Here is a 26,430-nt window from a genome sequence, read left to right on the forward strand (position 1 = left end):
GAGGATTTGAGCGCGTCAGCGCACCGCGGTGACTTGGCTCAGGGAAATGTTCTGCAACGTCGCACCTGCGGTCGTGCGCAGGGTGATGAGGGGCGAATCGCCGGCCAGCGACAGCGAAACGACCGTGCCCGTCAGCGTGCCTCCGGTAGAGTTGATGTCCACCGTGCGGCCTATCAACCCGACCGACTGCAGCGCCGCCTGATTGCTGATCAAGGTCGAGATCTTGTCGTTGAGCTGCTGGGTTTGCTCCAGGCTCGTGAACTGCGCCATCTGGGCCATGAACTGCTGGTTGTCCATCGGCTTCATGGGATCTTGATAGGTCAGCTGAGTCAGCAGGATTTTCATGAAATCCTCCTGATTCAGGCCATTGGCGCGCAGGTTGGTGGCGGTGCTGCTGATGCCACTGATGCTCATGAATTCTCCTTGGGGGGCGGAAAAGAAAATAGACCGGGAGTGCAATGGCCCACGGTGCGTTGTTCCAGAAAGCTTGCAAAATCGCTGAACAGCGAGGCACCGGAAGATGCCGTGGCCGCGTCGTAGACCACGCTTCCATTGCAGACCACGCGACTCAGTCTGTGTCCCTGGTTTCGAAGGGTGCGCTGCAACGTGTTGACGACGACTGCCGCCTGGGCAGTCACCTGCTGAGCCGTTCCATCCATGCCGATCCAGAGGTTCAAGCCGTCCGGCGTCCAATTGGCATGCAAGCGTGTCGCAGCTTGCTGCGCCGTGCTCCCTCCAACCAATCGGCTGACGGGTGAGGTACCGGGCTGTACGGGTTGCCTGGACGCATCGCCGGCACGAGGTAAATCGCTCAGAGCGCTTTTCGCGTTCAACTCCACGCTGAAAAGGGAAGATTCACCGGCAACGCCTCCTTGGTCGACCCAACCCGAGGGAGCCCGCAAAACGACCGCGACCGGAGTCGAAAGCGATGCAACACCGCTGGTGCCCATCGACGGATTGACAACCTTCGGATCCGCATTGACTGGCAACGATGGAACGATCTGAGATATCCGAGCACTTTCCGCACCGGCCATGATCTCGCTCAGGCTCTGTGACCCCGCGACAACCACGCCCTGCGCAGCTGCATGGTTGCCTGCACCCGGCGATTGCGCAGGTTGTTGTGCGGCAGTCCTCGTCGCGAATTGATTCCGTGACGCAGGTCCGGCGAGTTCAGCGGCGGTATCTTCGTGCTCCACGACCGCAGGGCTCTGCGGTGTGCCACCTTGGCTCCCTTGGATTGCCTGAGGCGCCATCGCATCATGGGTGGCGGCCACGTCCAAGGGTGCCTCAGACACAGGACGTGGGAAGCCCTCACGGACAGTCGCCGCCGAAGACATGGGGAAATAACCGCTGCGGGATGCCAAAGCCGTCTGCCCCGCCATGGACAAAGGCTCTGGTGGACGAAGCGCAGCACTGCGCTGGGACTGCCCCGCTTCGGCCCCGTTTACCAAAGGGCTGGCGACGAAAGGCTGGAACCAGTTGGATAACTGGGCCCGTTCCATTTCATGAAGCCAGGCCTGCCGAGCCCGCTTTCTGTCCGCAGGAGCATCTTCGCCTGCCTGGCCAGGTTGCGTGGACCGGCGTTGCAGGTCGAGGTCCATCAAGGCCTCACGGTTGGCAGGTTGCAGCACCGTCATGGCAAATTCTCGAAAGATTCCGCGCCGCGAGCGGTGCGGTAGTACAGGCGGCCAATCCAGCTGCGGTCAGCTTCCGCGGCGGCGGCACGGGCGGCATCGTTGACATACTCCTGAATGGCATCGGCACGGTGTTCTTTCAGCCCGTCGATCTTGCGCTGTTGAGCGACGCAATCGGCCTGCAAAAGCGCCTTCTGCTCGCACAAGGCCTCTATCTCCCGGTCCTTTTCCTGAATATGTCCACGCAACTGGGCCAGATACCCCAACCCGCGCTGGTGCATGTGCGGATCCGGACGGGGTTGCCAATTCAACTGCAAGTGAGCCACCTGGCTCTGAAAATCCAGATCGAGCGCCGCGCGCTGTTCACGTGACTCTGCCAGAGATTGTCGAAGCCGTGCCAAACGGTTTTCCAGCCGCTCCATTTGCCATTCCTGCTTGCGCATGTACGGCGCCAACGCATAGGTGAAGCCGCGCAAGTCTGCGTTCACGCTTTGAGCTGCGTTTTCCTTCATCGAGCCGCTTTCACAGGACTTTCCATCCCGTTTGCACCAATCGCGAAACTCAGTTTCGCTGGGGGTAAGGATGCGTTGGGTACGGGTGCAAACACAGGGAGTACTGCCCGGTCAGGCCACAAGATAGCGCGCAACTTGCGCATGCCAGTGGATCGCGCAATGCCACCCTCTCGCTGCCGCAACCATTCCTTCAATGCCGGAGCCAGCAGCAAGGCGCGATCCATTTCCGGGTTCGACCCTTTCTCATAAGCGCCGATATCCACCAATTGGCGATTGCGATCCAGCAAAGCCAGGTACCTGACGGCATCGGAAATCAATTCCTGCTCGTCCTTGCTCGTCAAATCGGGGAGCAGCCGGCTGGCGCTGCGCAACACATCGATGGCAGGGTATTGCCCCTCATGCGCCAGATGGCGAGACAGCACCACGTGACCGTCCAAAATGGAGCGCAAGCTATCCGCGATGGGCTCGTTCATGTCGTCGCCCTCGACGAGCACCGTCAGCAGCGCCGTGATGGAGCCCCCTGAGGGCGCTGTGCCGCAGCGCTCGCAAAGCTGGGGCAGTTCCGCAAAAACGGACGGGGTGTAGCCACGCGCGGTGGGGGGCTCCCCTGCAGCCAGGCCCACCTCGCGGCGCGCCATGGCCAGCCGGGTGATCGAGTCCATGGTGAGCAGCACCTGCTGGCCCGCGTCCCGGAAATACTCTGCAATGGTGACGGCAGCATGCGCTGCACGGATGCGCGCCAGCGCCGGCTGGTCGGAAGTGGCGACGACAACCACAGACCGCTTCAGGCCCTCTTCGCCCAACTGCTTGTCGATGAACTCCCGCACCTCGCGGCCCCGTTCGCCGATCAGGGCGATCACGTTCACATCGGCACTGACATGCCGCGCAATCATGCCCAGCAACGTGCTCTTGCCAACGCCACTGCCTGCGAAAATGCCCACACGCTGCCCCAAGCCCAGCGTCAGCAACCCGTCCAGGCAACGCACCCCCGTTTGAAGCACCTGGTGAATCTTGGGCCGCTGCATGGGGTTGATCGGGCTGGCATGCAATGGGCGCTGAAGCGGTGCATCGGGGTCTGCGCGTTGATCGAAGGCGTGTCCGAACCCATCGATCACACGCCCGAGCAGTTCAGGGCCGACACCGAAAGTCGACTGCCGTCCCAGTGCGATGACCTCCGCTCCTGCGGCCACGCCTTGCATGCTGCCATAAGGCATCAGAGTGATGACGTCGCCCCTTAACCCAACCACTTCCGCCAACACTCCATGAGACAGGCCGTCCCCAGAAGCAAGCCCGCCTTCAGCCGAAGGCCTGCGTGGCAGGATGCGGCACAGCTCGCCGACGGTGGCATCCGGCCCCTGCGCTTCGATCGCCAAACCCTGCATTTGTCGCACCCATCCGATCCGCCGGGACAACTCCGTTTGCTGCAGCGCAGCGCGATAGTCCTGCAGAAGGCCGGACGAACGGGGAGCGGACATGTTCATGCCTTCTCACCTTGGCGAGGCACGGAAACCAGCGATCGGCGGGCTTCACGGGTCTGCAAAAGGCTGGCTTTCAGTGCGTCCAGTTGCACTTCCAGCCTGGCATCCAACGCGCCCTCTGCTGCACGCAACAAAACGCCTCCGGTCGCGACTTTCGCATCTGCCACCCAGCGCAGGGAAGCACGCTCTGCACTGAACCCTGCGGCTGAGAGCAATTGCAGACTGTCTGCGTCCGTACGCAGCAGCTGCACGTCTTCGGGATGCAGATGAATGCTCAACGGGCTGCGCCCGTGCCATGACTTGAGGCTTCTGTCCAGCAATGCGCGCAGACCGTCTTGCGTTGCCGCTTGATCCCCCAGGATGCGGCACACCATCTCGAAAGCCAGGACAAGCATGTCTTCTTCTGCGTTGCGCAGGCATCTTTCGCGCTCTGCGGGCAACTCCGCCAGGATCTTTTCCAGCAGTTTGCTTTGCTGGTGCAGCTTGTCGTTCAATTGCCGGCTATGGTCCTGGGCTGCTTTCTGGGCGTCTGCAGCCGCTCGGCTCACCTGCTCTTGGGCCATGGTCGTAGCCAGCTTCTCCATCTGCAGCCGGGCCTCCCGTTGCGCTTGCGCGATGCCTTCCTGGCGGCCTTTGTCGTAAGCAGCGCGGCGTTCCTGTTCCAGGAGATGTTCATGCCTTTTGGCCAGCTCAGCAGCCAGTGCCAACTCCCGAGCTGCCGCAACACTTGCTGCATCCAATACAGCCGGCTCCGATGGATGCGAGATCGCCTTCGCAGAGCCCTCTGCCAAAGACACGGCATCCGCTGCGCCGGCGGGTCGCTGCCGGAGCACCGGACTTTTTTCTGCTGCTTTGTGCGCCGGCCGGCCCAGGCTCAAAGTCTGCGCATGCAAGGGCGCATCGCGCAAGATCAAGGTGGCCGGCTTCATCGAACCGTCCTCGCCAACGCGCCAGTCCACCGGAACATCCGCGATTTCCAGCCTTGGCCTGATACAAGCGCCTTCTCTGGCAGCGAATCTTGCACAGCGATCCGCGCCGACTCGCAACAGGTGCGCATGCTCGCCATGAGCGCCAGAGCCAGTGCCGAATCCGATCGCACTGGGCAGTTTTCCATGTCCAGCATGTCTTCGACTCTGCGCCGCGGCAACGCTGGAAGGCGCTCCAGCAGCGTGCGCTGCCACGGCCAGGCTTGCAAGCGCAGCGCCATCGCTACCAAGCCGGGCGGCTCGCTGCGCCACGCCTTGGAAAGGGCGACCAGGTCTTTTTCGTCCAAGGCCATCAAGAAATCAAAATCCGACATCGCGGGAAGAGGATTCGAATGCTCCGCCACATGGAAGGCGGTGGCCTCTTCCCGCATTGTCGTGTGCGCTTCAGTCCCAGGCGCGCAGGCGTTCAAAGCCTCGTTCAAGACACTGGCGTCGGGCGAGATGCCCAGCCCATCCAACTCGGCCACCAAAGCCGTCAGTTCCTGCTGCTGCGGCAAGGGCAGGCGCGATAGCAACCAACTCCGGTCAGATGGAGCCATCGCGTGCAGCAGCAATGCGGAATGCCTGGCGCTGCGGCCGACGGGCGAACTGGTCAACTCTGAAAACATCATGGCTGATGCCGCGGCAGATCCGCGTCCAAAGGACCATTGGATGGGCCCGTCTGCATCCAGGCCTGCACGCGCCGCAGCGCGGCCTGCCGTTCGGCCTCGGTCAATGGCGATGCGGCTTGCGTGCGGCCAGCGGATTGGCGACGGCGCAGCGAATGAAAGGCCCACACGCCTACTACGAAGACGAACGCGAAGGCCAGCAAAGCCTTGGCATAGGCACCCAGTGCCATGCTCCGGCCATCAACCGCGTCACCCCTCGCCGGGTAACCCGCAGACTCTGGCCCCATGGCGGCTTGCGCACTGGAAGCATCGGCCGCTGCCTGGTCGATGGCGGGTGGAAGAAGGGCTTGCAGAGACTGCACGACCACCGTATCGCCACGGTCCATGTTCGCCCCCACCGCTGCCGCCAATACGCGGCGCAGTTTGTCTTCCTGCAAGGCGTCCAGTGGCTGCCGAACCACTGCGACGACCTGAATCCGTCGAACCGACCCGGCCTGGCTGACCACCTGCTCCACCCTGCGGCCCACTTGGTAATCCACCTCGCGCTGTGTACTGGCGCCCGCGGCGTTGGAAGATCGAACGGCATCCAGCGGGGCCAGATTCCCGTCTCGTATGGACTCCCGCTCCTTCACGATGACGCCTTTGCTGTCCGCCGTCCTCGACGGTGCAGGAATGACGTCTTCGGTAGTGATCCGAACCTGGTCCATGTTCAAGGTGACATCGACGGTCGCCAGGGCCTGACCTGGACCGAAAGCGCGATCCAGCACGGCGGCCGCTTTTCGCGCCAACTGGGTCTCGGTGTCCTTCTTCAGGTCGAGCCGGCTGCCGCCTCCACCGGATGAGGCGGGCTCACCCCCATCGTCCACTGATCGGCTCAAGGCAACACCTTGCTTGTCCACCACTGTCACGTCCTGCGCTGTCATTCCGGGCGTTGCCGCTGCAACCAATCGCTGGATACCGCTCACCTGCTCGGCACGCAAGGCTTGGCCTTCTCTCAGCGTGAGGGTGATCGCCGCCTTGGGGCGAGCGCTGGCTTGCTTGAACAGGCCCTGCTCCGGCAAGGCGAGATGGACCCTCACATCGCGTATTTCCGAAAGCGACAGGATGGTGCGCGTCAGCTCGCCCTGGAGCGCCCGCTGGTAGTTGATCTTCTGCGCGAACTCCGTCATGCCGAAGTCGGTGTTGTTGAACAGCTCGAAGCCCACCGCACCGTGCAGTGGCAAATCCTTGCCCATCAGCTTGATGCGTGTGGAGTGCACCTGTGCCTTGTCCACCAGGATGGAGGCATTGCTTTCGTCGAACCGATAAGGAATCTTGAGCTTCTCCAGCTCGGCGGTCATGGCCGTCGCATCCTGTGGCTTGAGGTCGGCGAACAGCACTTGATAGTCTGCTCGCAGCAACCACCAAGCGAGTGCAGCGGTCATCAGGACGATGCCCAAAAGGCCAGCGATCAGGCTGGCGCGTGCGGAGCGGCTCAGGCCCTCCCAGAATGCGATCATGGTCGTACGCTCTCGGTGCGGAGTTTCAGTCTTGGCTTATCGGTCATGGCTAGAGTTGCATCTTCATGACGTCCTGGTAGGACTCCAGAAGCCGGTTGCGCACCTGCATCATCAATTGGAAGGACAGTTTGCTTTCCTCCAGCCGAATCATGATCTGGTGCAAGTTCTGGACATTGCCGACAGCGAGCTGCTGCAGATCGGTCTGGCTGCCCAGCAACTGCTGGTTGACCTGCTGCAGCCCCTGCGTGACAAGATCGGAAAATCCCGGCGACGGCGGCGACTGCAGCGCTCCGACAGCCATGCCCGGCTCTGGCGGCAGTGGCAGCGGTGCAGACAGGCTCGGCAGAGCGGACGAAGCCAAGGCCGTGATGGCTTCGGTGCTCATGCATTGCCTCCGATTTCCAGCGCCTTGAGCGCCATGTTCCGGGAAGTGTTCATCGCCGCGACGTTGGCTTCGTAGGAGCGCATCGCCCCCATCAGCGTCACCATCTCTGCAGCGGGGTCCACGCCCGCATAAGCCACAAATCCACGCGCATTGGCCATCGGATGCCCAGGCTCATACACCATGCGAGGGCTTTGCAGCGTGGGCTCCACAGCGACCGAGGGGCCCGCCAGGCCTTGTGTCACCGCATCGCTGAAAGCGGTACGGCCGACCACCCGGAGGGGCTGATAGGTTTTTCCGTCGGGGCCCGCCACCGTGTTGGCGTTGGCCAGATTGAGGGATGCCACTTCGACGCGCGTGCGTTCGAGGGTCATGCCGCTGGCACTGATGGCAAAGGCTTTGGAGTAGTCCATGGAATTGCGCCTAGAAAAAGTCAGCGTTTGCCGTCGGAGACGGCGGTGGAAAGAATGGCCATGTGGCGCGACAGTCCTTTGAGCAAGGCTTGGTAATGCACCGCGTTCTGCGCCATCTGCGCCACTTCGGAATCCAGTTGGACCCGAGCCGGCAGTCCATTGCCTGCAGATACCGGCTCCAGCCTGAAACCGGCTTCTGCCATCGCGGCAAGCTGGCTTGCATCGATCCGTCGGCCTTCGTCCAGTTGGCGGCGGGCCTCTTGCATCTGGCTGGAAAAGCCCAGCCGCTGCGGCACGAAACCTTCCGTTCCGGCATTGGCAATGTTGTTGGCGATGGCCTGGTGGCGCAACGTTGCCGCATCGAGCGCCAGCGACAGGCTGGCTTGGGTGATGGCTTCGATTCCTTCGGTCATGGGGTCGTTCCGCTGTGCTTACTGGATGATGAGTTCGGCGTGCAACGCACCTGCCGTCTTCACCGCGCGAAGGATGGAGATGATGTCCCGCGTGTTCGTCTTGAGCCTGGCAAGCGACTGCACCAGATCAGACACCGTGGTGCTGCCGGTGACAAAGCCGGGGCCGTTTTGCTCGTCCACATCGATGCGCGTGTTGGTGACCAGCGCCGTGCGAACACCATCGCCCGCCTGTCCGATGAAAGAGGGCTGAGAAGCGACCGTCTCGTTGCGAATGGAGACCTTGATATCGCCGTGCGAGATCGCCACCTGGGAGATGCGAACATCCCCCCCCGACACCACCGTGCCGGTGCGTTCGTTGATCACCACCTTGGCCCGGCGGTCCGGCTCGACCATGACCGACTCCAGCCCGGCGACGAAAGCGACCAGCTGGCGGCGCTGGCTTTCGGGCACCATCAGTTCGATCCCTGATGCGTCCCGCGCTTGCGCCAGGCCGGCTCCCAACTTGCGGTTGATCGCCTCCGCCACCCGGTTGGCAGTGGTGTAGTCGGGCTCATTGAGGATGAAAGTCATCCGGGAGCTTTCTGAAACCAGCTGCGCCGTCACACCCACTTCCACGGTGGCGCCATTGGGTACGGAACCCACCGTGGGATGGTTTTTCTGCACCACATTGCCATTGGCGTCGTAACGGTATCCCCCCACCGACAAAGGACCTTGCGCCAAGGCATAGACCCGCCCGTTGGCCCCTTTCAAAGGGGTAAGCATCAAGCTGCCTCCGACCAGGCTGCGTGCATCGCCGACAGAGGTCACGGTGATATCCAGCGCGTCGCCCTCCCGCGAGAAGGGAGACAGCACAGCGCTGACCATGACCACCGCCACGTTGCGGCTCTGGATTTGTTCGGGCCCGACATTCAGATTGAACTGGGACATGGCATTGGAGAGAGCCTGCCGCATGCTCCGGTTCGTGGACGAATCGCCAGTGCCTGCCAGACCGGTCACGATGCCCGTGCCGACCAGCGCGTTTTCACGCCAACCCTGCAGCTTTCCAAGGTCCTTGACGCGTACAGACTCCGCATGAGCTTGGGCAGACATCCCCAGCGCCAGCGACAACGCAGCGCCCGCCAACAGGCCAAAGAGGGTTCGAATGGTTCGCCTCATGGTCACAATCCCATCCCATCCAGCAGCGCCCGCCACCAGGGACGCCGATTGCGCTCCGCAATGTCGCCCTCACCCACATAGCTGATCCTGGCATCGGCCAGGCGCGTCGACAAAACGACATTGCCATCCGAGATATCCAGTGGCCGCACACGGCCTTCCAGGGTGACTTTTTGCGGCTCATCGTTGACGGTCAACAGTTGCTCGCCAGAGACCTTCAATTCACCGTTGGGTAGCACTTCTCGAACGGACACTGTGAGCGTGGCCAGTACCCGATTGGTCCGTTGGGTCTTGCCCCCGCCATCGAAGTCGCCGGTGACCGCGATACCTGTCTGGGCCACGCTACCGCTGCGATGCCCAAGCTCCGCAGACAGCCCGTTCTTGCGCCGTGTACCCGTATCCGCGCTCGTCGTCGCGCTGGAGTTTTCGAACACCTGCACCGTCAGCACGTCGCCCACGCGAAACGCCTTGTTATCGGCCGTCAAAGGCCTGAAACTCTGTTCCTGATAGAGGCTTTCCGCACAAGCAGGAGCCGCATGGATGTACAGCGCCATGCTCGACAAAACAAAAAGGCCTTTGCCCGCAGCCATGACGAAAGATTGCTTCATGGCTGCAGCTCCAAATGCCCTGGGGCCGTTACACGGGCCAGCAGCACGCCGGTGGCGTTGAGGGGCCTTGCACGCACGACCTGGCCGACCTGTCCGTCCTGCAGCACTTCCACCCGGCTCTCCAGGGACACCAAACCGCTTCGCGAAACCAGACTGACCCATTCGCCGCGCGACACTGCCGGTACGGGCTGCAAATGCGCTGCAGTGACAACATCACCACTGTGGAGGTTGCGGCGAACCCGTTGCGCAGCCACAGCATCCCCTGCGCCAAGGGTTGCAGGCTGTCCCAATGCACTGGGACCCACATCCCCCAGCCGGGCCGCATCGACCTCGCGCATCACCAAGTTGTCTGCCTGAACCGAGGTGCCCACGGCCATGTCGTTCGCGGCCACTGGCGCCAAGGTGAACAAGCTCACTTCGAATCGGACCGGAATGGTCTTGACGTGCTGTCCCTGCACCAGCACATCGACCCAGACCAGCATGCGTTTGCCCACCGGCACGTTGCCCAGCGGACGCACGCGCAGACTGCTGCCTCCGAGCGGAATCAAGGTCGTCGACGGCACGGACACCGTCTGCATTTCGATCCGCGGCTCGATCCAACCCTTTTGCGCCACCACGGCCATCAGGTGATCCCGCAATGCAGACTGGGCTTTGTCAACCACCTCCTCTCCCGGCAACTCTCGCGCCGCCACGGTCAGGACCGTCGACGTGGAACCTTGCCACTGCACCTGGTCTTCGCGCAGGCCGGTACGGCTGCGAAGCCACAGAGCCAATCGGTCCGACTCCAGAACTGCGGTATCGCCAATGCGTGGGGCCTGGCCCAACGGCAGCGCCATGGCCCGGCGCAGCAATGCCAGGTCCGGACTGCTCAAAATGGCAATGTCCCCCAGTTGTACTTGCGCCTGTTGCACTTGGGCCTGCGGCCGCATTTCCACCCGCAGCAGTGCTTTGGGCACCGCAGTCCCGTTGATCGCCCATGCGGGAGTACCGAAAAGAGAACCCAGCCACAGCAAGACGGCACCCAGCGCTCCACCGAGAGGCTGCCGCCTGATCGCATTGAAAGGACTCATCGCCGCAGCCCGTTGACCAGCCCCAGAATCTCATCGGCCGCCTGAACGATCTTGACGTTGGCTTCATAGGTGCGCTGCGCCACCATCAGGTTGACCATTTCCTCGACCATCTTCACGTTGGAGCCCTCCAGATAGCCCTGGGCCAGGCTGCCCGCACCATCTTCTCCAGCCCGAACCGAAATCGCTTCCCCGGACGCACTGCTGCTTCGGTAGAGGTTGTCCCCTTCGGCCAGCAAGCCTTGCGGGCTGGCAAACCGGACCAGATCGATCTTGCCGATGTCCGTGGCAGAGGCCTGGTTGGCGGCGCGCGCCTGCACCCGTCCGTCGGGCTGTAGTACCAGTGCCTGGGTGTCCTCGGGCACGGTGATCCCGGGCTTGAGCGCATAGCCGGCCAACGTGGCCAATTGGCCTTCCTTGTTCACTTTCAGCGTGCCGCCGCGGGTGTAGGCACTGCTTCCATCGGGCATCAGCACCTCCAGAAAACCATCGCCCTGCACAGTGACATCCAGGGGGGAGTCCGTTTTCTTGAGATCCCCCATGTCGAACAGCTTGGACAGGCTGGCAATGCCCACACCCGCGCCCAGCCGCAACCCCTGCGAGATGAGACCGGCGTCACCATCCACCTGGCTGGACACTGCACGGGCCGCATCTTTGGCAACCAGGTCGGAAAAGCTGACCCGCGCTTTCTTGAAGCCGGCGGTGTTCACGTTCGCCAAATTATTGGCAATGGTGTCGACATTCAGCTGCTGTGCTTGCATGCCGGTGGCACCGATGTAGAGAGCGTCAAACATGGGAAGAAGTCAATTTCTAAAAAGGATGGCGGAGCCTTGTTCAAGCGCAGCGCATCCAATAAAACAAAGGATCAAGAAAGTTCACCGAGTTTCCGGATGGCCTGCCCCGTCATTTCGTCATAGCCCAATGCCACCTTTTGCATGGATTCGAAATGCCGCATGGTTTGCACCAGTTGAACCATCTCCTGCATGGAATTGACATTCGAGTTCTCCAGGAAGCCCTGCCGGATCTGAATGTCCGCGTCTTTGAGCACGCTGAACGCCCCATCCGCTGCCAGCAACCCATCACCCTTGTGTTGAAGGCGGGTGGGGTCTTCCGCCTGCACCACCTTGAGTTGTGCGATCGGCTGCGCGTTGGCGCCTGCTGACTTGGATTCGGACTCATACACGTTCCCGGCACCATCGATGAAAGGGCGCTCCCCATTCAGGTAGATTTCGCCACCCTTGCCCATGACGGGAAAGCCTTGCGCGGTCACCAGGCGCCCCCGCCCATCCAACCGAAAATTGCCCTGACGGGTATAGGCTGGGCCAACGTCCGTCGTCACTTCAAAGAAACCGGGGCCAGCCAGAGCCACATCCAACCCCTGGCCCGTGGACTTCAGGCTGCCCGGGCGCGTATCGGTCTGAATGAGCAGCGCAGGCGCAGGCACCGTTGCGGATGCCATGCCCGCCGCGGAAGGGGCCGTGGGCACATTGCCCACCATGGCGGCGAACGTGGAGCCAACCATGCCCAGCGGCCGGCTGGCCATCGCTTCGCGCTGATAACCCGGCGTCAGCGCGTTGGCCAGATTGCTGCCAATCCGGTCAAGGCGCTGCATGTCCTGGTGCATGGACTGCAAAGCGAGGGCGAGTACTTCTTGCATGGAAGGAAAGCGGGGTGAAATAAAACAGGGGGATGCCAGGGAAAAGGGCCGGCTAAACGCTCACGACGGCATAGGACTTCAATTCGATGGTGTGCGGAATCTCTGCCATCGACAGGACCCTCAGGTGCGGCATCACGCGCTCCGAAAGTGCTCGTACATGCCGACGCAGTTCAGGTGCGCACAGCAGCACGGGCAACAGGTTGCTTTTCATCATGCGTTCCGCTTGCTGCATCAGCTTGACCATCAGTTGCTCGGCCATCTTGGGCTCGAGCACAAAAGGCGCGGCGGGTGAGCCCGTATCTTCAGAACGCGCGCTGTGCGCCATCTGCACGCTCTGCAAGAATTGGCTCTCGACGGCCGGATCCAGCGTGATCACGTGCAGTGCATTCGCCTCGCCAACGAGGCCCTGGCATATCGCGTGCCCCAGCCGAAGGCGCACCAGCTCGGTCAGGTAGTTGGCATCCTTGGACTGCCGGCCCGCATCGGCCAAGGTTTCGAGGATCGCCTCGATGTGGCGGATGGACACCTTCTCACGCAGCAGGTTTTGAAGCACCTTCTGCACATCGCTCACGGACAGCACGGTGGGTATCAGCTCCTCGACCAAGCTGGATTGCTGCTGCCGCACACGGGCCAGTAGCCGATCCGTTTCCGCCCGCGTCAGCAGCGTGGCGGATTCGCGCCGCAAGACTTCGGTCAGATGAGTCATGAAGACGGTCGGTGCATCCACCAGCGTGAACTTCGCCGCAACGGCTGCTTCACGCAAGCTCTGCTCGATCCACAAGGCCGGCAATCCGTAAGTGGGGTCGCGCGTCGGCTCGCCCGGCAGTCCGTCCGTCTTGCCTGCAGGGTGGATGGCCAGCAGGCGGTCGGCCCGGGCCTCCCCCCGGCCACAGATGACGCCGTCCAGATGGATCTCATAGCGGTCGGCACCGAGCCGAACCGCATCCTTGAAACGGACGCGAGGCAGCACGAGACCCAACTCCTGGGCATGCTGCTTGCGAAAGGTGGCAATGCGCTCCATGAACACGCTGCCAGGCTGGTTGACGAGCGCGACCCATTGGCTGCCCACATGCACCTCGATCGGCTCCACCTGCAACGCTGCATAGGGATCCTCATCGTCGCGCGCCGAGCCCTCTTCCGCCTTCGCCACTTCGGCGCCGCCAGCACCCGCCGGTGGGCCCCCTTCGCCACTGGCTGCGCTTCGATACACCACCCACGCAATGGCGCCCACGATGGCCATCAGGATTGCGGTCGGCAGGACCGGAATTCCCGGAAAGAAAAGCAGGCCCGTCAGCGCGGCGCCCACCAGCAAAAGGGTCTTGGGAAACGACGTGATCTGGCGCAGCACTTCCTGGCTGAGATTGCCGTCCGAAGCAGAACGGGTAACGATGATGCCGGTGCCCACGGCGATGATCAGCGCGGGAACCTGGGTCACGATGCCATCGCCGATGGTCAGGAGCGAGTAAGTCTTCAGCGCCTGGTCCCAGGGCAACTTGTGCTGCATCACACCGATCACCAGTCCACCCACAATGTTGATCAGCAGGATGATGATGCCGGCGATCGCATCGCCCTTCACGAACTTGCTGGCGCCGTCCATGGCGCCGTAGAAAGCCGCTTCCTTTTCGATGTTCTTGCGGCGGCGCTGGGCTTCTGCCTGATCGATGAAACCCATGTTCAGGTCCGCGTCGATGCTCATCTGCTGCCCGGGCATGCTGTCCAGCGTAAAACGCGCAGCCACCTCCGAGATTCGCTGTGCGCCATTGGTCACCACCACGTACTGCACAACGATGAGGATCAGGAAGACGATCAAACCGATCACGTAGTTGCCGCCCACCACATAGGCACCGATGGCGCCGATCACCCGCCCGGCGTCACCGTCCGACAGGATCAGGCGCGTGGCTGCCACATTGAGCGACAGGCGAAACAAGGTGGCGATCAGCAGCAGCGACGGAAAGGTGGAAAACTCCACCGGCCTCGCCATGTAGAACGTCAGCAGCAAGATGAGAAACGCGAAGCTGAAATTAGTGAGGATCAGAAAATCCAGCAGCGGACTGGGAATGGGCGCAAACAGCACCACCAGAACCCCCAGCACCAAAAGCACCATGGCGATATCGCTGTGCCTGCCGAAGAAACGCTGAAGTGCCTTCATGCCATCGCCCCCGTGCGCACACCCTGGCGCTGGCGTTCCCGCATGGCAAAAACCCAGACGATGATGCGAGCGACCTCGGCGAACATCTGAGGCGGCACATGGTGCTCGACATCGAGCTCCTTGAAGAGCTTGCGTGCAAGAGAAGGGCTTTGAACGATGGGGATGTGGTGCCGAGCAGCGATCTGCCGCATCACCGCTGCCACGTGGCCAGCCCCCTTGGCCACCACCTGCGGCGAGTCCATCTGGCCATGGACGTAGCGCAACGCAACCGCGACATGGGTAGGGTTGGTCAGCAGCACATCGGCGTTCTTGGTCTGGCGCAGCGCCTGGCTGCGCTTGCGCGCCTCTCGACGCAACTCTCGCATGCGGGCACGCACACGCGGGTCACCGTCGCGCTGCTTGTGCTCATCTTTGAGCTCACGCTTGCTCATGCGCATCTTCTTGGCGAACTCGCGCTTGGTGAACATGAGGTCGACCAGCGCAATGGCACCCAGCAGCATGGCCATCTTGAGCCCCAGGCTCCCCATGTCAGCCAGCAGCGTATGCACGTATCCGAGGGGCGAAAGTCCCGAGAGGTTGTAAAACTGCGGCGCAAGATCGACCAGCGCGTAGTACGCAGTGCTGCTCAGCAAGACCAGCTTGATGCAGGCGCGAGCGGTGTCGAACAGGGCACGCAGGGAGAAAATCTTCTTGAACCCATTCACCGGGTTCAATCGATTGAAATCGGCGGTCACCGGATCCAACGAAAGAATCAGGCCCGTCTGCAAGACATTCCCCGCCACCGCAGCCAGCATGACGCAAACAAGAAAAGGGGCAATCCAGACGAGCGTTGCCTTGACCATCGCAGCAACCACAGGCCAGAGGCTGCCACCACCCGGGTCGATGTTTTCGATCTGCAGCAGCAACATCTGATCGAAGCGAAACTGGTCTCGCACCGACTCCCAGCCCTGCCAGGTGAGGTACACCACCGCGACCACGAACACCACCGCCGAGACCACGTCCGCACTCTTGGAAACTTGGCCTTTTTCCTTCGCTTTTTGCAGCTTGTACGGCGTGGCCGCTTCGTTGCGATCGAGATCTTGCTCCGACATCAGCGCACGCCCTCCGCACGCAAAGGCGCTGCCGGTTTTCCATCGAAGCGTGCAGCCGGCGAAGCTGTCAGGAAGACGCCTTCCCACATGCCATAGATGCTGGCGTAGACACGGTTCATCGCGCCTCCCATTCCGGCAAACCAGAGCGACAGCACCGCCAGACCCACCACAATCTTGGTGGGAATGCCCAGCACCAGCATATTGATCTGGGGCAGATTGCGGGACACCACCCCCAGAGCCAGTTCCACCAGCAAGATGCAAAACACCACCGGAGCTGCCAGCGCAAAACCCAGCATGAAAAGGGCGCTGACATGCTTGAACACCGGGCCGGCGGCACTCGCCAGAGACCAAGGGGCTCCCAACGGGAAAACCTCCAGGCTATAGGCCAGCGCTCGCAGCAGCGCGTGGTGCCCATCCACCAGAAAGAACACCACCACCGCCGCATAGTTGAAGGCGGACACCAGCAGCGGAGAAGCCCTGTTGCTCACCGGATCGAAAACCTGTGCAATGCCGAAGCCGATCTGCACGTCCAGCAGGTTGCCGGCCACGGAGAACGCGGCAAAGGCCACCAGCACACCCAGCGCCAGGGTGGCGCCCAGAGCCATCTCGATGAACGCGGCTTGCAAGATTCCGCCAGCATCCGTGCGCACCCCCGCGCCATCCATGGGAAGGGCCAGAGACAGCACGGCAGCCAGCGACAGCACCACCAGCGCCCGCACCCGATTGGGAATGGGCATCGCGTAGAGCACAGGCGTCATGGCAAGCACTACAGCAATGCGCAACGACAGCAAAAAGAAAGGGAGCAGTACAGCCGCAGCCTGCGCGTCGCCTGCCAGAAACGACGACAACGTCCATTGGGAAGATTGGGCGGCCATTTCCGGGCACACTCAGAACATGGCGGGAATATTCGTCCAGAGCTGGGACGCGAATTGCCCCAGCTTCTTCAACATCCAGGGGCCGAACAGCACGATGGCCACACCGGCAGTGAACAGTTTCGGCACGAAGGTCAGCGACATTTCCTGCACTTGCGTGACCACTTGCAAAACGCTGATCAGCAAGCCCACCAGCATGGTCAAGCCCAGAACAGGCAAGCAAATGAGCAATCCCGTCCAAAACAGGTCGGACAGCATCCGGAGAGCAAGGTCGGCATTCATAGAAACCAGTTCATTGGAGCGTTGAGACGCTCCGCGCATCGACCAGCCGACGCATTTACAAATTCACACTCATCAAACTACAATTTTACAATTGTAGGGAGGGCGTTTGGAATTACACGCACTTGCGGCGAAATATTACATTTCGATGTGGTAAAGAGAGCCACAGTTTTTGGCGCAATGCCCGTCACTCCATGCCATTTGGGAGCGGTCGGCCGGTCTCGCGCTGAGACCGACGATTCAAGCCAGACTGCAGGCAACAAAAAAGCGCCCCGAAGGGCGCTCGTTTGTTGGCTTACTGGCGGAGAGGGTGGGATTCGAACCCACGGTAGTGTTGCCACTACGCCTGATTTCGAGTCAGGTACATTCGACCACTCTGCCACCTCTCCTGTGTGTCGAAGCCGGGATTCTAGCAGGAAGTTTCAGCCTTCCGACCGACTCAATACTTTCCCATGTAGTCGCGTTTGCCCAGTTCCACTCCGTTGTGCCGTGCAATCGCATACGTGGCGTTCACGTGGAAGAAGAACTGCGGCAGGCCGTAATGCAGCAGGTAGTGCTCACCGGCAAACTGCTTTTCGCGCGGCGTGCCGGGCTGCAGCGTGATCTGGCGGGCAGCGGCCTCGTCGAAAGCCTCGGTGGGCAGGCCTTCGATGAACGCCAGCACGGCGTCGATCCGGGTGCGCAGGTCAGCAAAACCCGGCCGTTCTGCATCGGGCAGCGATGGCACGTCCACGCCGGCCAGCCTTGCGGCGATGCCCTTGGCGAAATCGCACGCGACCAGCACCTGCCGCGCCATCGGGAACATGTCGGGAAACAGCCGGGCCTGCAGCAAAGCGTCCGGGTCGATCTTGCGTGCGGTCGCGTGGGCTTCGGTCTTGGAGACTACATCCCCCAGCGAGCCAAGCATCTGCTTGAAAACGGGCACGCTGGCGCTGTACATGAAAGAGGTCATCGCGGGTCGATCCTTGAAAAGAGGGCCGGCAGAACGCCGGCGGATCGCAAGTACACCAGCAATGGGCTGCTGGTGCACGATCGGAGCGGGAAAACCCCTGAAAGACCCAGTCCGATGGTGTTTTAGACCAGGACGATCTGCGGCACGTTTTGCAAGTCGCGCAACGGCATGCGAGCCGGCTTCACCGCGCGCAGATGGGCCACCATCTCGACCACCACGTTGCGCTGGCTCTGGATGCATTCCCAGATCTGCTCATGGGCCAATCCGCGCAGGCGCTGCGCCACGGTCAGCTCGACGCGGTCGGTGATCCAGTCGCCGCGGTATCCGTAATCCGCGCGCCAGTAGTAGGGCTGGGAGAAATACCCGAAGGACCCGTGGAACAGCTGGCGCACGTGGGTCGGGTCCTCGAAGGCATCGTCGCTGGCGCCATGGGGCACGCGGATGACCATGCGCGCGTCGTGCCGGGCCACGCGGTGCAGTTCCTGCATCATGGGCAGCACCTTCGGGATGTGCTCCAGGACATGCGACAGCAGAAACTCCTCCACGCTCCCGTCCGCCAGCGGCAAGGGCGTGGCCGCACAGGCGTCCAGGTCCGCGACGATGTCCACGCCGGGCAACGCCTGGCTGTCCAGGTTCAGCCACCCTGCGAGGGTATTGCGACCGCAGCCGACGTTGAGCTTCATGGCCTTCTCACCCATCCATCGTGCAAAAAACCATCCTGCGCGGCCCGGGCCTGCGGCCTATGCGGCCAGGGAAGCGAGCCCGCCCAGGTAAGGGCGCAACGCTGGCGGAATCTCCACGCTGCCATCGGCCTGCTGGTAGTTCTCCAGCACGGCCACCAGGGTGCGACCCACGGCCAGGCCCGAGCCATTGAGCGTGTGCAGCAGCTCGTTCTTGCCTTGCGCGTTCTTGAAGCGGGCTTGCAGGCGGCGGGACTGGAACGCTTCGCAGTTGCTCACCGAGCTGATCTCGCGGTAGGTGTTCTGCGCAGGCAGCCAGACTTCCAGGTCGTAGGTCTTGGCGGCGCTGAAGCCCATGTCGCCCGTGCACAGGCTCATCACGCGGTAAGGCAGCCCCAGCTTCTGCAGCACGACTTCGGCGTGGACCGTCATGGCTTCCAGCGCCTCGTAGCTCTTGTCGGGGTGCACGATCTGCACCATCTCGACCTTGTCGAACTGGTGCTGGCGGATCATGCCGCGCGTGTCGCGGCCGTAGCTGCCGGCCTCGGAACGAAAGCACGGCGTGTGCGCCGTGAGCCGGATGGGCAGGTCCGACTCGGGCACGACCACGTCGCGCACGAAGTTGGTCAGCGGCACTTCGCTGGTGGGAATGAGGTACAGCGCCGCATGGTCGGGCACGGGCTCGCCGTCTTGGCCGCCCTTCTTGGCCGCGAAGAGGTCGCCCTCGAATTTCGGCAGCTGTCCGGTGCCGCGCAGCGAATCGGCATTGACGGCATAGGGCACATAGCACTCGGTGTAGCCGTGCTCCTGGGTCTGCACGTCGAGCATGAACTGCGACAGCGCACGGTGCAGCCGGGCGATGGGGCCCTTCATCACAGTGAAGCGCGAGCCCGACAGCTTGACGCCCATGTCGAAGTCCAGCCCCAGCGGCGTGCCCACGTCCACATGGTCCTTCGCCGCGAAGTCGAAGGCGCGCGGCGTGCCCCAGCGGCGCACCTCGACGTTGCCGGCTTCGTCCGCGCCCACGGGCACGCTCTCGTGCGGCAGGTTGGGCACGGCCAGCAGCAGTGCGTGCAGTTCGCCCTGCAACTGCTCCAGCCGGGCGGCCGAGGTTTCCAGTTCCGACTTGAGCGAGCCCACTTCGGCCATGACCGCATCGGCGCTCTCGCCCTTGGCCTTGAGCTGGCCGATCTGCTTGGACAGCGTGTTGCGGCGCGCCTGCAGTTCCTCGGTGCGGGTCTGCAAGGTCTTGCGCTCGGACTCCAGGGACTGAAAGGCCTCGACGTCCAGGAAGGCCTGGGGTTTTTTGCGGGTCTCCAGCCGGGCGATGGCGGAGTCGAGGTCTTTTCGAAGGAGGAGGATGTCTAGCATAGGCCGCGATTTTAGTAGGGCGTCTTACCGGGTTGGCGCGCCGGAGTTTCCGTTTTAGGATGGACCGCACTGCCCCAGGGAGGACTCCATGCACATCGAACCGTACCTTTTCTTCGACGGCAACTGCGAGCAAGCGCTGGATTTCTACGCCCAGTGCCTGGAAGGGCGCCTCACCGCCGTGCACCGCTACGAGGGCTCGCCGCTGGAAAAGCAGCTTCCCGCGCACTGGCGCAACAAGATCATGCATGCCACCCTGGAAGTGCCCGGCGGCCACCGGTTCATGGCCAGCGACCGCATGCCAGGCCAGCCGTTCGCAGGCCACGCGGGCTTCTCGATGTCGGTCAACTGCCCCGGCAGCGCCGAACGCGGCGAGCGCATCTTCCACAGCCTGGCCGTGGGCGGGCACGTGGGCATGCCCTTCACCGTCACGTTCTGGGGCGCGCACTTCGGCACGCTGGTGGACAAGTTCGGCGTGGGCTGGATGGTCAACTGCGACGGGGCGCAGCCGCCCGCCTGAAGGCCAAGGCGCGCCCCAGCACGGCGCCGCTCAGGCCAGCGTGGCGGGGTCGAAATTGGCCCCGCACAGGATCAGGCCGACCGTCTCGTCGGCGCGCGGGCGGTAGGCGCCGCTTTGCAGCGCGGCCAGGCCCAGCGCCGCCGCCGGCTCGACCGCCAGCTTCAGCTCCCGCCACATCCATTGCTGCGCGCTGCGGATGGCCTCGTCGGGCAGCAGCAGCGCGGCATGCACGTGGCGCTGCGACACCTCCCAGGCGATGTCGCCGATGCGGCGGGCGCCCAGCGAATCGGCGGCGACGCCACCCACCTCCACATCCACCGGACGGCCCGCCGCGCGGGCGCTGTGCAGCGTGGGCGCGCGCTCGGGCTCCAGCGCCACCACATGCGCGCGGCTGTCGCACCACGCGGCCACGCCGGCGATCAGCCCGCCGCCGCCCACGCTCACCAGCACGCTGTCGGGCAACCGGTCGCCCGCCTGGCTTTCCATCTCCAGCGCCAGCGTGCCGGCACCGGCCACGACTTCGGGCTGGTCGTACGCATGGTTGAGCAGCGCGCCGGTGGCCTGCTGGCGCGCCAGGCAGGCCTGCAGCGCTTCGGAATACGCGGCGCCGGTTACCACCACTTCGGCGCCCAGTGCCCGCAGACGGGCGCGCTTGGCCTCCGGCGAGATCTCGGGCACGAACACCTCGCAGCGCACGCCCAGCGCGCGCGCCGCGGCCGCCGTGGCAATGCCCGCGTTGCCGCCCGAGGCGATGATCACGCCGCTCTCGGGCACGGGATTGGCCAGCATGCGGTACAGCATGCCCCGGGCCTTGAAGCTGCCGCCCACCTGCAGATGCTCCAGCTTGAGCCACACCTGCGCGCAGTCCACGCCCAGCGCGCTGCCGCTCAACTGCAGCAGCGGGGTGGTACGAAGAAAGCCGGCCTGTGCGGCCAGGCGCTGGTGTGCAGTGGAGATGGCGGAGCGATCGATCATGAGGGGGCCTTTGGCGAATCGAAAAGAAAGACCGTGCCCGCACGGCCCCGCACGAAGAACGACGGGCAACGGGCTTGCGGCACACGAAACCGTCGAGTGTATGCAGCGCACCAGGCGCCCGCCACGCACTCGCCACATACCCGCCACGTGAAGCCATCGAAGCCCGCCGCCCTCCCCCGCCATGCCCCGGCTTTCCGCGGCCCCAGCATCTGCCGATACCATGGACCGCCGATCGCGGCGTGCACGGCGGTGTGCACGCCGGTGCAGCGGCATGGCAGGAGATGGCGATGTTCTATGTGTTCGGGCCTTCGGGCCAGATGTACCGCGGCGGGCCGGAGCAACTGGCGCAGGTGGCGCCCGTGCGGCGGGTGCAGCGGCCCCAGGCACTGCGCACCCGCTCCGCCGACCCCGAGGCGGATCCGTTCCCCCCGGTCCCCGCGCCGGCCCCCGACCCCGCCCCGGTGAACCTGCGCGCGCAGGAGGCCGTGAGCGCCTACGCGCAGACCGAGCAGGGTCCGCAGGTGCCCCGCCAGCCGCTGTCGCGCGTGCAGGACGTGATGACCGTGGGCGCCCTCACCGTGCCGCCCGACATCCGCGTGAACGACGCCTGGGCCACGCTGGCGGAGCACCGCATCGCCCAGGCGCCCGTGGTCGACGCCGCGGGCCACGTGGTCGGGCTGCTGCTGCGCGCCGACATGGCGCCGCTCGATCTGCTGCCCGAGCCCGGCAGCGTGAAGGCGGCCATCGACCTGGCGCGCCGGCCCGTCTCCGAGATCATGGTGAGCCCGGTGCCCACCGTGGCCGCCGACACCGAACTGCGCCGCGTGGCGGGCGTGCTGCTCGACACCGGCCTGCCCGGCCTGCCGGTGACCGACGAGGCCGGCACCATGACCGGCTTCATCTCGCGCACCGACATCCTTCGCGCCGTCGCGGCCGACCCGCCCCTGGACCTCTGGAGCTGAAGCGGCCCGCGGCGCAGCACCGCCACCGCGCATGAAAAAACCCGCGGGGCCTGGCAGCCGCGCGGGTTCTTGATGAATCGAGTCAGCCCGCAGCTGGCGCCACGGGCCGCGCCCCCGCTGGGCGAATCGCTCAGCGGATCACTCGGCTGAAATCGCCTCGGGCTCGGCGATCTCCACCGAGGGCAGCGGGCTCGCCAGCACCTTGTCGATGGTCTTGCCGTCCATGTCCACCACCTCGAACTGCCAGCCCTCCCACTGCACCGTGTCGGTCACGCGGGGCAGCTTGCCGGTCAGCAGCATCACCATGCCGCTAAGGGTGTGGTAGCGGCCGCGGTCTTCCTCGGGCACGGCGTCCAGGTTCAGGCGGTCCTTGAGTTCGGGCACGGGGATGTGGCCGTCCAGCAGCCAGCTGCCGTCCTCGCGCTGCACGGCCCAGGAGGTTTCGGGGTCGCGGGCGTGGAATTCGCCCGTGATGGCCTCGATCAAATCCTGCAGCGTGACGATGCCCTGCACTTCGCCGTATTCGTCGATCACGAACGCCATGTGCAGGTCGGACTGGCGGAAGTTGTCCAGCAGCTCCATGCCGGTGATCGTCTCGGGCACGTACAGCGCCGTCTGCAGCGGCTGCGTGGCCAGGTCGCGCGCCTGCTCGCGCAGCGAGCGCGACAGCCACTGGCGGGCGTTCAGCACGCCCAGCACGTTCTCCATGCCGCCCCGCACCACGGGAAAGCGCGCGTGGTCCGACTCTTCGATGCATTTGAGGTTCTCTTCGAACGAGTCCTCCACGTCCAGCACCGCCACATCGGCGCGCGGCACCATCAGCGAGCCGATCTGGCGGTCGTCTAGGCGGAACACGTTGCGCACCATCTGGTGCTCGTGCGACTCGATCACGCCGGCGCTCGTGCCTTCGGCCAGCACCGCGTGGATCTCGGCCTCGGTCACCGCGCTGGCGTTGTTCTCCTTCACGCCCAGCAGGCGCAGCAGGCCCTGCGTGGACATGGACAGCAGCTTCACGAACGGCTTGGTGGCGATGGCCAGCCAGTTGATCGGGCGGGCCACCAGGCGGGCGATGACTTCCGGATGGCTCTGGCCCAGGCGCTTGGGCACGAGTTCGCCCACGACGATGGAGAAGTAGGTGATGAGCATCACCACCAGGCCGGTGGCCAGGTAGCTGGCGTATTTGGCCTCCAGCCCCAGCGTGCGCAGCCATTCGCCCAGGGGCTGGGCCAGCGCGGCTTCGCCGACGATACCGTTCAGCACACCGATGGAGGTGATGCCGATCTGGATGGTGGAGAGGAATCGGGTCGGGTCTTCGCCCAGCTTGACGGCAGCGACCGCGCCGCTATCGCCCTCATCGATCAGCTTCTGGAGCCGGGTCTTGCGCGCCGTGACCAGCGCCAGTTCCGACATGGCAAACAGGCCATTGAGCAGGATGAGGGCGAACAGTATTGCTATTTCCATAGACAGGGAACGGATGGGTTCCCTCAGAGTGAATCAACCGCAAATTGTAAGAAGTCACACCCGCCGTGGGGTCATAAGGGCCGCCCGCGTAGGGACATTGGGGCGCCAGCGTGGTATTTGCGCCCTGTCCCTGCCGGAACAGGGCCCGTGGCAGGCGCCAGAGACCAAGCATCGAAATGGCCTCCAGCGCAATAAGCACTAGGGCATATAGCTATTAAATTAATAGCAAATTGGCAGCCCAACGATTTCAATGCCCTGCGGGGCCCGTCTCCGGCGTGCGCTCGGTGATCGCCAGCCCCGTGGCCGCATCGATGCGCAGGCCCTTGGGCAGCGGGAATTTCACCGTCTCCTCGATGCCGTCCATCTTGCGCACCGACACGGCGCCCAGCGCCTTGATGCGGTCGATCACCTGGCGCACCAGGATCTCGGGGGCCGAGGCGCCGGCCGTCAGCCCCACGCGGGCCACGCCCTCGAACCATTCGGCGCGCAGCTCCTCGGCGCTGTCCACCATGTAGGCCCGCGTGCCCAGGCGCGCCGCCAGCTCGCGCAGCCGGTTGCTGTTGGAGCTGGTGGGGCTGCCCACCACGATCACCAGGTCCACCTGCGGGCTCAGCACCTTGACCGCGTCCTGCCGGTTCTGCGTGGCGTAGCAGATGTCCTGCTGCTTGGGCTCGCGCACGCTCGGGAACCGCGCGCGCACCGCCGCGCTGATCTCGGCCGCGTCGTCCACCGACAGCGTGGTCTGCGTCACCACCGCCAGCTTGGCCGTCTGCCCGGGCTGCACGCGGGCCACGTCCTGCACGTCCTCCACCAAGTGGATGCCATGGTCCAGCTGGCCCATGGTTCCCTCCACCTCGGGGTGGCCCTTGTGGCCGATCATGATGAACTCGTAGCCCTCCTTGGCCAGCTTGGCGACCTCCACGTGCACCTTGGTCACCAGCGGGCAGGTCGCATCGAACACGCTGAAGCCGCGCTCGGCCGCCTCGGTCTGCACCGCCTTGCTCACGCCGTGGGCCGAGAACACCAGCGTGGAGCCCGGCGGCACATCGGCCAGGTCCTCGATGAAGATCGCGCCCTTGGCCTTGAGGTCGTTCACCACGTAGGTGTTGTGCACGATCTCGTGGCGCACGTAGATGGGCGCGCCGAACTTCTGCAGCGCGCGCTCGACGATCTCGATCGCGCGATCCACGCCCGCGCAAAAGCCGCGCGGCTCGGCCAGAACGATTTCCTGGGGTTTTTGCATGGCGTCAGAGCACCCCGATGAGCTGCACCTCGAAGGTGACCGGCTGCCCCGCCAGCGGGTGGTTGAAGTCGAAGCGCACCGCGCCGTCCTCGCGCACCGCCAGCACCACGCCCGCGTAGCTGCCCAGGCCGTCCGGCGTGGGGAACTGCACCACGTCGCCCACCGTGTAGCGCTCGTCGGGATCGCCCAGCTCGGCCAGCAGCTTGCGCGCCACCCACTGCTGCATGTCGGGGTTGCGGTCGCCGAAGGCCTCGCCCGCGGGCAGGGTGAACGTGGTGCGGGTGCCCTCGGGCAGGCCGATCAGGCACTGCTCCATGGCGGGGGACAACTCGCCCGCGCCCAGCGACAGGGTGGCCGGCTTGTCGCCGAAGGTGTTGATCACGTCGCCCGCCGGGCCGGCCAGACGGTAGTGCAGGGTCAGGAAGGAACCGGCCTGCACGGTGGGAGCGGCGGCGGGAGAGGCAACGAGGGAGGTGGGGGCGAGGGTGGTCATGAGAGTCCCGATAAACTGGCCGCCATTGTAGAAACCCGCCCATTCCCTGCCCCGCGCGCGGCCATGCCGCCGCCCTTACCGGACCTGCCGCACCATGCTCATGAAAACCATGCCTGCCGACGCCCGGCCCCGTGAACGGCTGCTGCAGCGAGGCCCTGCCGCGCTGTCGGATGCGGAACTGCTGGCGATCTTGCTGCGCACGGGCATCGCCGGCAAAGGGGTGATGGAGATGGCGTGCGAGCTGCTGGCACCCACCACCGTGGATTCGGCAACGGGCAAACCCACCGGAGGCTTCAGCGGCATCAGCGGGCTGCTGCACACCAGCGCCGATGACCTGCGGCGCATCAAGGGCCTCGGCCCTGCCAAACGGGCCGAACTGGTGGCCGTGTTGGAGCTGGCAAGGCGGGCGCTCGCGGAACAACTGAGCGAGCGTGAGGCGTTCGAGTCCCCCACGGCTGTGAAGCACTACTTGCAACTGCATCTGGCAAAAAAAGGCTACGAAGTTTTTGCCGTGATGTTCCTGGACGCCCAGAACCGCATGATCGCCCTGGACGAAATGTTCCGCGGCACGCTCACCCATGCCAGCGTGTACCCCCGCGAAGTCGTCACGCGCGCCCTGCACCACCACGCCGCCGCCGTGGTGCTGGCCCACAACCACCCCAGCGGCAGCGTGGAGCCCAGCCGCGCGGATGAAAACCTCACCAAGACCCTCACGAACGCCCTGGCGCTGGTGGACGTGCGCGTGCTCGACCACGTGATCGTGGCGCCCGGCAACGCGCTGTCGATGGCCGAATCCGGGCTGCTGTAGGACCCTCGCGGGCTGGGCTGCCGGAGTGGCGGCCTGCCTGCCGACTCCAGCCCCCTCGCCGCGCAGCATTGCCGATTGATTAACAATTGGTTAATCAATTCAATTGCTCGAAAGTCACTTTTTCGCTTTTTCCGATTAGCATTCGCCCCCAATAAAAACGCGATTTCG

At 64.0% G+C, this 26,430-nt stretch carries 29 protein-coding genes and 1 tRNA gene; 3 read left to right on the forward strand and 27 right to left on the reverse strand.

Going from position 1 to position 26,430, the window contains the following annotated elements; genetic code table 11:
* Positions 1-15: 15 nt before the first annotated feature.
* From AVME950_RS07350 to serS, 23 genes are all read right to left on the reverse strand, one after another.
* Positions 16-414: a flagellar hook assembly protein FlgD gene (locus AVME950_RS07350; RefSeq protein WP_284427681.1), complete on the reverse strand. Its 399-nt coding sequence runs from the start codon at positions 412-414 to the stop codon at positions 16-18.
* On the reverse strand, positions 411-1,637 hold the full coding sequence (locus tag AVME950_RS07355; RefSeq protein ID WP_284429281.1) for a hypothetical protein: 1,227 nt from the start codon (positions 1,635-1,637) through the stop codon (positions 411-413). The genes AVME950_RS07350 and AVME950_RS07355 overlap by 4 nt, the downstream gene beginning before the upstream one ends.
* A complete protein-coding gene (locus AVME950_RS07360) occupies positions 1,634-2,146 on the reverse strand; it encodes a hypothetical protein (protein ID WP_284429282.1) in 513 nt (170 codons plus the stop codon). The genes AVME950_RS07355 and AVME950_RS07360 overlap by 4 nt, the downstream gene beginning before the upstream one ends.
* Entirely contained in the window at positions 2,143-3,627 is a 1,485-nt protein-coding gene (locus tag AVME950_RS07365) for a FliI/YscN family ATPase (RefSeq protein WP_284429283.1), read from the reverse strand. The genes AVME950_RS07360 and AVME950_RS07365 overlap by 4 nt, the downstream gene beginning before the upstream one ends.
* The gene (locus tag AVME950_RS07370) at positions 3,624-4,553 is read right to left on the reverse strand and encodes a FliH/SctL family protein (RefSeq protein WP_284429284.1); all 930 of its coding nucleotides are present in this window, start codon (positions 4,551-4,553) and stop codon (positions 3,624-3,626) included. Before AVME950_RS07370 ends, AVME950_RS07365 begins: the two co-directional genes overlap by 4 nt.
* On the reverse strand, positions 4,550-5,221 hold the full coding sequence (locus AVME950_RS07375) for a hypothetical protein (RefSeq protein WP_284429285.1): 672 nt from the start codon (positions 5,219-5,221) through the stop codon (positions 4,550-4,552). The genes AVME950_RS07370 and AVME950_RS07375 overlap by 4 nt, the downstream gene beginning before the upstream one ends.
* Positions 5,218-6,717: a flagellar basal-body MS-ring/collar protein FliF gene (fliF, locus tag AVME950_RS07380; RefSeq protein ID WP_284429286.1), complete on the reverse strand. Its 1,500-nt coding sequence runs from the start codon at positions 6,715-6,717 to the stop codon at positions 5,218-5,220. The genes AVME950_RS07375 and fliF overlap by 4 nt, the downstream gene beginning before the upstream one ends.
* A 49-nt stretch (positions 6,718-6,766) precedes the next feature.
* The gene (gene fliE, locus AVME950_RS07385; protein ID WP_284429287.1) at positions 6,767-7,102 is read right to left on the reverse strand and encodes a flagellar hook-basal body complex protein FliE; all 336 of its coding nucleotides are present in this window, start codon (positions 7,100-7,102) and stop codon (positions 6,767-6,769) included.
* A complete protein-coding gene (gene flgC / locus AVME950_RS07390) occupies positions 7,099-7,512 on the reverse strand; it encodes a flagellar basal body rod protein FlgC (protein ID WP_284429288.1) in 414 nt (137 codons plus the stop codon). The genes fliE and flgC overlap by 4 nt, the downstream gene beginning before the upstream one ends.
* 20 nt (positions 7,513-7,532) lie before the next feature.
* Positions 7,533-7,925 carry a flagellar basal body rod protein FlgB gene (locus tag AVME950_RS07395; RefSeq protein WP_284408168.1) on the reverse strand — a complete coding sequence of 131 codons (393 nt, stop codon included), beginning with the start codon at positions 7,923-7,925 and terminating at the stop codon, positions 7,533-7,535.
* Between the two features lie 18 nt (positions 7,926-7,943).
* Entirely contained in the window at positions 7,944-9,080 is a 1,137-nt protein-coding gene (locus AVME950_RS07400) for a flagellar basal body P-ring protein FlgI (RefSeq protein ID WP_284429289.1), read from the reverse strand.
* Between the two features lie 2 nt (positions 9,081-9,082).
* Positions 9,083-9,685 (reverse strand): flagellar basal body L-ring protein FlgH, encoded by a 603-nt coding sequence (locus AVME950_RS07405; RefSeq protein WP_284429290.1) that lies wholly within the window; start codon positions 9,683-9,685, stop codon positions 9,083-9,085.
* Entirely contained in the window at positions 9,682-10,755 is a 1,074-nt protein-coding gene (gene flgA / locus AVME950_RS07410) for a flagellar basal body P-ring formation chaperone FlgA (RefSeq protein ID WP_284429291.1), read from the reverse strand. The genes AVME950_RS07405 and flgA overlap by 4 nt, the downstream gene beginning before the upstream one ends.
* Complete coding sequence (flgG, locus tag AVME950_RS07415) at positions 10,752-11,546, reverse strand: flagellar basal-body rod protein FlgG (RefSeq protein WP_284429292.1); 795 nt, start codon at positions 11,544-11,546, stop codon at positions 10,752-10,754. The genes flgA and flgG overlap by 4 nt, the downstream gene beginning before the upstream one ends.
* A 71-nt stretch (positions 11,547-11,617) precedes the next feature.
* Positions 11,618-12,409 carry a flagellar hook-basal body protein gene (locus AVME950_RS07420; RefSeq protein WP_284429293.1) on the reverse strand — a complete coding sequence of 264 codons (792 nt, stop codon included), beginning with the start codon at positions 12,407-12,409 and terminating at the stop codon, positions 11,618-11,620.
* 52 nt (positions 12,410-12,461) lie between these two features.
* Positions 12,462-14,558 (reverse strand): flagellar biosynthesis protein FlhA, encoded by a 2,097-nt coding sequence (gene flhA, locus AVME950_RS07425; protein WP_284429294.1) that lies wholly within the window; start codon positions 14,556-14,558, stop codon positions 12,462-12,464.
* Positions 14,555-15,649, reverse strand: coding sequence for an EscU/YscU/HrcU family type III secretion system export apparatus switch protein (locus AVME950_RS07430; RefSeq protein ID WP_284429295.1), 1,095 nt, complete (start codon positions 15,647-15,649; stop codon positions 14,555-14,557). The genes flhA and AVME950_RS07430 overlap by 4 nt, the downstream gene beginning before the upstream one ends.
* On the reverse strand, positions 15,649-16,524 hold the full coding sequence (locus tag AVME950_RS07435) for a flagellar biosynthetic protein FliR (protein ID WP_284429296.1): 876 nt from the start codon (positions 16,522-16,524) through the stop codon (positions 15,649-15,651). The genes AVME950_RS07430 and AVME950_RS07435 overlap by 1 nt, the downstream gene beginning before the upstream one ends.
* Before the next feature lie 12 nt (positions 16,525-16,536).
* Complete coding sequence (locus AVME950_RS07440; RefSeq protein ID WP_284408159.1) at positions 16,537-16,803, reverse strand: flagellar biosynthetic protein FliQ; 267 nt, start codon at positions 16,801-16,803, stop codon at positions 16,537-16,539.
* A gap of 296 nt (positions 16,804-17,099) precedes the next feature.
* Positions 17,100-17,189 (reverse strand) — tRNA-Ser (locus AVME950_RS07445).
* A gap of 50 nt (positions 17,190-17,239) precedes the next feature.
* Positions 17,240-17,752, reverse strand: coding sequence for a DUF1993 domain-containing protein (locus tag AVME950_RS07450; protein ID WP_284429297.1), 513 nt, complete (start codon positions 17,750-17,752; stop codon positions 17,240-17,242).
* Positions 17,753-17,874: 122 nt separating this feature from the next.
* Positions 17,875-18,435 (reverse strand): class I SAM-dependent methyltransferase, encoded by a 561-nt coding sequence (locus tag AVME950_RS07455; protein WP_284429298.1) that lies wholly within the window; start codon positions 18,433-18,435, stop codon positions 17,875-17,877.
* A gap of 57 nt (positions 18,436-18,492) precedes the next feature.
* A complete protein-coding gene (gene serS / locus AVME950_RS07460) occupies positions 18,493-19,803 on the reverse strand; it encodes a serine--tRNA ligase (protein ID WP_284429299.1) in 1,311 nt (436 codons plus the stop codon).
* An 88-nt stretch (positions 19,804-19,891) separates the two neighbouring features.
* Here serS and AVME950_RS07465 point away from each other — a divergent pair, with 88 nt between their 5' ends.
* Positions 19,892-20,320 carry a VOC family protein gene (locus tag AVME950_RS07465; protein WP_284405457.1) on the forward strand — a complete coding sequence of 143 codons (429 nt, stop codon included), beginning with the start codon at positions 19,892-19,894 and terminating at the stop codon, positions 20,318-20,320.
* Positions 20,321-20,350: 30 nt separating this feature from the next.
* Here the strand turns inward: AVME950_RS07465 and AVME950_RS07470 are convergent, their stop codons facing one another.
* A complete protein-coding gene (locus tag AVME950_RS07470; protein WP_284429300.1) occupies positions 20,351-21,295 on the reverse strand; it encodes a threonine/serine dehydratase in 945 nt (314 codons plus the stop codon).
* Positions 21,296-21,582: 287 nt separating this feature from the next.
* Between AVME950_RS07470 and AVME950_RS07475 the strand changes: the two genes are divergently transcribed.
* Positions 21,583-22,257 carry a CBS domain-containing protein gene (locus tag AVME950_RS07475; RefSeq protein WP_284429591.1) on the forward strand — a complete coding sequence of 225 codons (675 nt, stop codon included), beginning with the start codon at positions 21,583-21,585 and terminating at the stop codon, positions 22,255-22,257.
* A gap of 138 nt (positions 22,258-22,395) precedes the next feature.
* Here the strand turns inward: AVME950_RS07475 and AVME950_RS07480 are convergent, their stop codons facing one another.
* The 3 genes from AVME950_RS07480 to AVME950_RS07490 all read right to left on the reverse strand — a co-directional run bounded on the left by AVME950_RS07480 (position 22,396) and on the right by AVME950_RS07490 (position 25,454).
* A complete protein-coding gene (locus AVME950_RS07480; protein WP_272567714.1) occupies positions 22,396-23,718 on the reverse strand; it encodes a hemolysin family protein in 1,323 nt (440 codons plus the stop codon).
* 247 nt (positions 23,719-23,965) lie between these two features.
* Positions 23,966-24,961 carry a 4-hydroxy-3-methylbut-2-enyl diphosphate reductase gene (ispH, locus tag AVME950_RS07485; RefSeq protein WP_284427615.1) on the reverse strand — a complete coding sequence of 332 codons (996 nt, stop codon included), beginning with the start codon at positions 24,959-24,961 and terminating at the stop codon, positions 23,966-23,968.
* 4 nt (positions 24,962-24,965) lie between these two features.
* Positions 24,966-25,454 carry an FKBP-type peptidyl-prolyl cis-trans isomerase gene (locus AVME950_RS07490; RefSeq protein WP_284408153.1) on the reverse strand — a complete coding sequence of 163 codons (489 nt, stop codon included), beginning with the start codon at positions 25,452-25,454 and terminating at the stop codon, positions 24,966-24,968.
* A 94-nt stretch (positions 25,455-25,548) separates the two neighbouring features.
* Between AVME950_RS07490 and radC the strand changes: the two genes are divergently transcribed.
* Positions 25,549-26,262 (forward strand): RadC family protein, encoded by a 714-nt coding sequence (gene radC, locus AVME950_RS07495; RefSeq protein ID WP_284429301.1) that lies wholly within the window; start codon positions 25,549-25,551, stop codon positions 26,260-26,262.
* Positions 26,263-26,430: the final 168 nt, after the last annotated feature.

Origin of the sequence: Acidovorax sp. SUPP950 (assembly GCF_030158935.1) — a bacterium.
Classification (GTDB): Bacteria; Pseudomonadota; Gammaproteobacteria; order Burkholderiales; family Burkholderiaceae_C; genus Paracidovorax.

Excerpts from the sequence above, each read along its gene's own strand:
- flgC (WP_284429288.1), bottom strand. The coding sequence starts at position 7,512 with ATGGACTACTCCAAAGCCTTTGCCATCAGTGCCAGCGGCATGACCCTC.
- AVME950_RS07435 (WP_284429296.1), bottom strand. The coding sequence starts at position 16,524 with ATGGCCGCCCAATCTTCCCAATGGACGTTGTCGTCGTTTCTGGCAGGC.
- AVME950_RS07370 (WP_284429284.1), bottom strand. The coding sequence starts at position 4,553 with ATGAAGCCGGCCACCTTGATCTTGCGCGATGCGCCCTTGCATGCGCAG.
- AVME950_RS07470 (WP_284429300.1), bottom strand. The coding sequence starts at position 21,295 with ATGATCGATCGCTCCGCCATCTCCACTGCACACCAGCGCCTGGCCGCA.
- AVME950_RS07400 (WP_284429289.1), bottom strand. The coding sequence starts at position 9,080 with ATGAGGCGAACCATTCGAACCCTCTTTGGCCTGTTGGCGGGCGCTGCG.
- flgA (WP_284429291.1), bottom strand. The coding sequence starts at position 10,755 with ATGAGTCCTTTCAATGCGATCAGGCGGCAGCCTCTCGGTGGAGCGCTG.
- AVME950_RS07430 (WP_284429295.1), bottom strand. The coding sequence starts at position 15,649 with ATGTCGGAGCAAGATCTCGATCGCAACGAAGCGGCCACGCCGTACAAG.
- AVME950_RS07440 (WP_284408159.1), bottom strand. The coding sequence starts at position 16,803 with ATGAATGCCGACCTTGCTCTCCGGATGCTGTCCGACCTGTTTTGGACG.
- AVME950_RS07350 (WP_284427681.1), bottom strand. The coding sequence starts at position 414 with ATGAGCATCAGTGGCATCAGCAGCACCGCCACCAACCTGCGCGCCAAT.
- flhA (WP_284429294.1), bottom strand. The coding sequence starts at position 14,558 with ATGAAGGCACTTCAGCGTTTCTTCGGCAGGCACAGCGATATCGCCATG.
- AVME950_RS07375 (WP_284429285.1), bottom strand. The coding sequence starts at position 5,221 with ATGATGTTTTCAGAGTTGACCAGTTCGCCCGTCGGCCGCAGCGCCAGG.
- AVME950_RS07475 (WP_284429591.1), top strand. The coding sequence starts at position 21,583 with ATGTTCTATGTGTTCGGGCCTTCGGGCCAGATGTACCGCGGCGGGCCG.
- AVME950_RS07480 (WP_272567714.1), bottom strand. The coding sequence starts at position 23,718 with ATGGAAATAGCAATACTGTTCGCCCTCATCCTGCTCAATGGCCTGTTT.
- AVME950_RS07455 (WP_284429298.1), bottom strand. The coding sequence starts at position 18,435 with ATGAAGCTCAACGTCGGCTGCGGTCGCAATACCCTCGCAGGGTGGCTG.
- radC (WP_284429301.1), top strand. The coding sequence starts at position 25,549 with ATGCTCATGAAAACCATGCCTGCCGACGCCCGGCCCCGTGAACGGCTG.
- AVME950_RS07405 (WP_284429290.1), bottom strand. The coding sequence starts at position 9,685 with ATGAAGCAATCTTTCGTCATGGCTGCGGGCAAAGGCCTTTTTGTTTTG.
- ispH (WP_284427615.1), bottom strand. The coding sequence starts at position 24,961 with ATGCAAAAACCCCAGGAAATCGTTCTGGCCGAGCCGCGCGGCTTTTGC.
- AVME950_RS07355 (WP_284429281.1), bottom strand. The coding sequence starts at position 1,637 with ATGACGGTGCTGCAACCTGCCAACCGTGAGGCCTTGATGGACCTCGAC.
- fliE (WP_284429287.1), bottom strand. The coding sequence starts at position 7,102 with ATGAGCACCGAAGCCATCACGGCCTTGGCTTCGTCCGCTCTGCCGAGC.
- AVME950_RS07420 (WP_284429293.1), bottom strand. The coding sequence starts at position 12,409 with ATGCAAGAAGTACTCGCCCTCGCTTTGCAGTCCATGCACCAGGACATG.
- AVME950_RS07465 (WP_284405457.1), top strand. The coding sequence starts at position 19,892 with ATGCACATCGAACCGTACCTTTTCTTCGACGGCAACTGCGAGCAAGCG.
- AVME950_RS07490 (WP_284408153.1), bottom strand. The coding sequence starts at position 25,454 with ATGACCACCCTCGCCCCCACCTCCCTCGTTGCCTCTCCCGCCGCCGCT.
- flgG (WP_284429292.1), bottom strand. The coding sequence starts at position 11,546 with ATGTTTGACGCTCTCTACATCGGTGCCACCGGCATGCAAGCACAGCAG.
- fliF (WP_284429286.1), bottom strand. The coding sequence starts at position 6,717 with ATGATCGCATTCTGGGAGGGCCTGAGCCGCTCCGCACGCGCCAGCCTG.
- AVME950_RS07395 (WP_284408168.1), bottom strand. The coding sequence starts at position 7,925 with ATGACCGAAGGAATCGAAGCCATCACCCAAGCCAGCCTGTCGCTGGCG.
- AVME950_RS07360 (WP_284429282.1), bottom strand. The coding sequence starts at position 2,146 with ATGAAGGAAAACGCAGCTCAAAGCGTGAACGCAGACTTGCGCGGCTTC.
- AVME950_RS07365 (WP_284429283.1), bottom strand. The coding sequence starts at position 3,627 with ATGAACATGTCCGCTCCCCGTTCGTCCGGCCTTCTGCAGGACTATCGC.
- serS (WP_284429299.1), bottom strand. The coding sequence starts at position 19,803 with ATGCTAGACATCCTCCTCCTTCGAAAAGACCTCGACTCCGCCATCGCC.
- AVME950_RS07450 (WP_284429297.1), bottom strand. The coding sequence starts at position 17,752 with ATGACCTCTTTCATGTACAGCGCCAGCGTGCCCGTTTTCAAGCAGATG.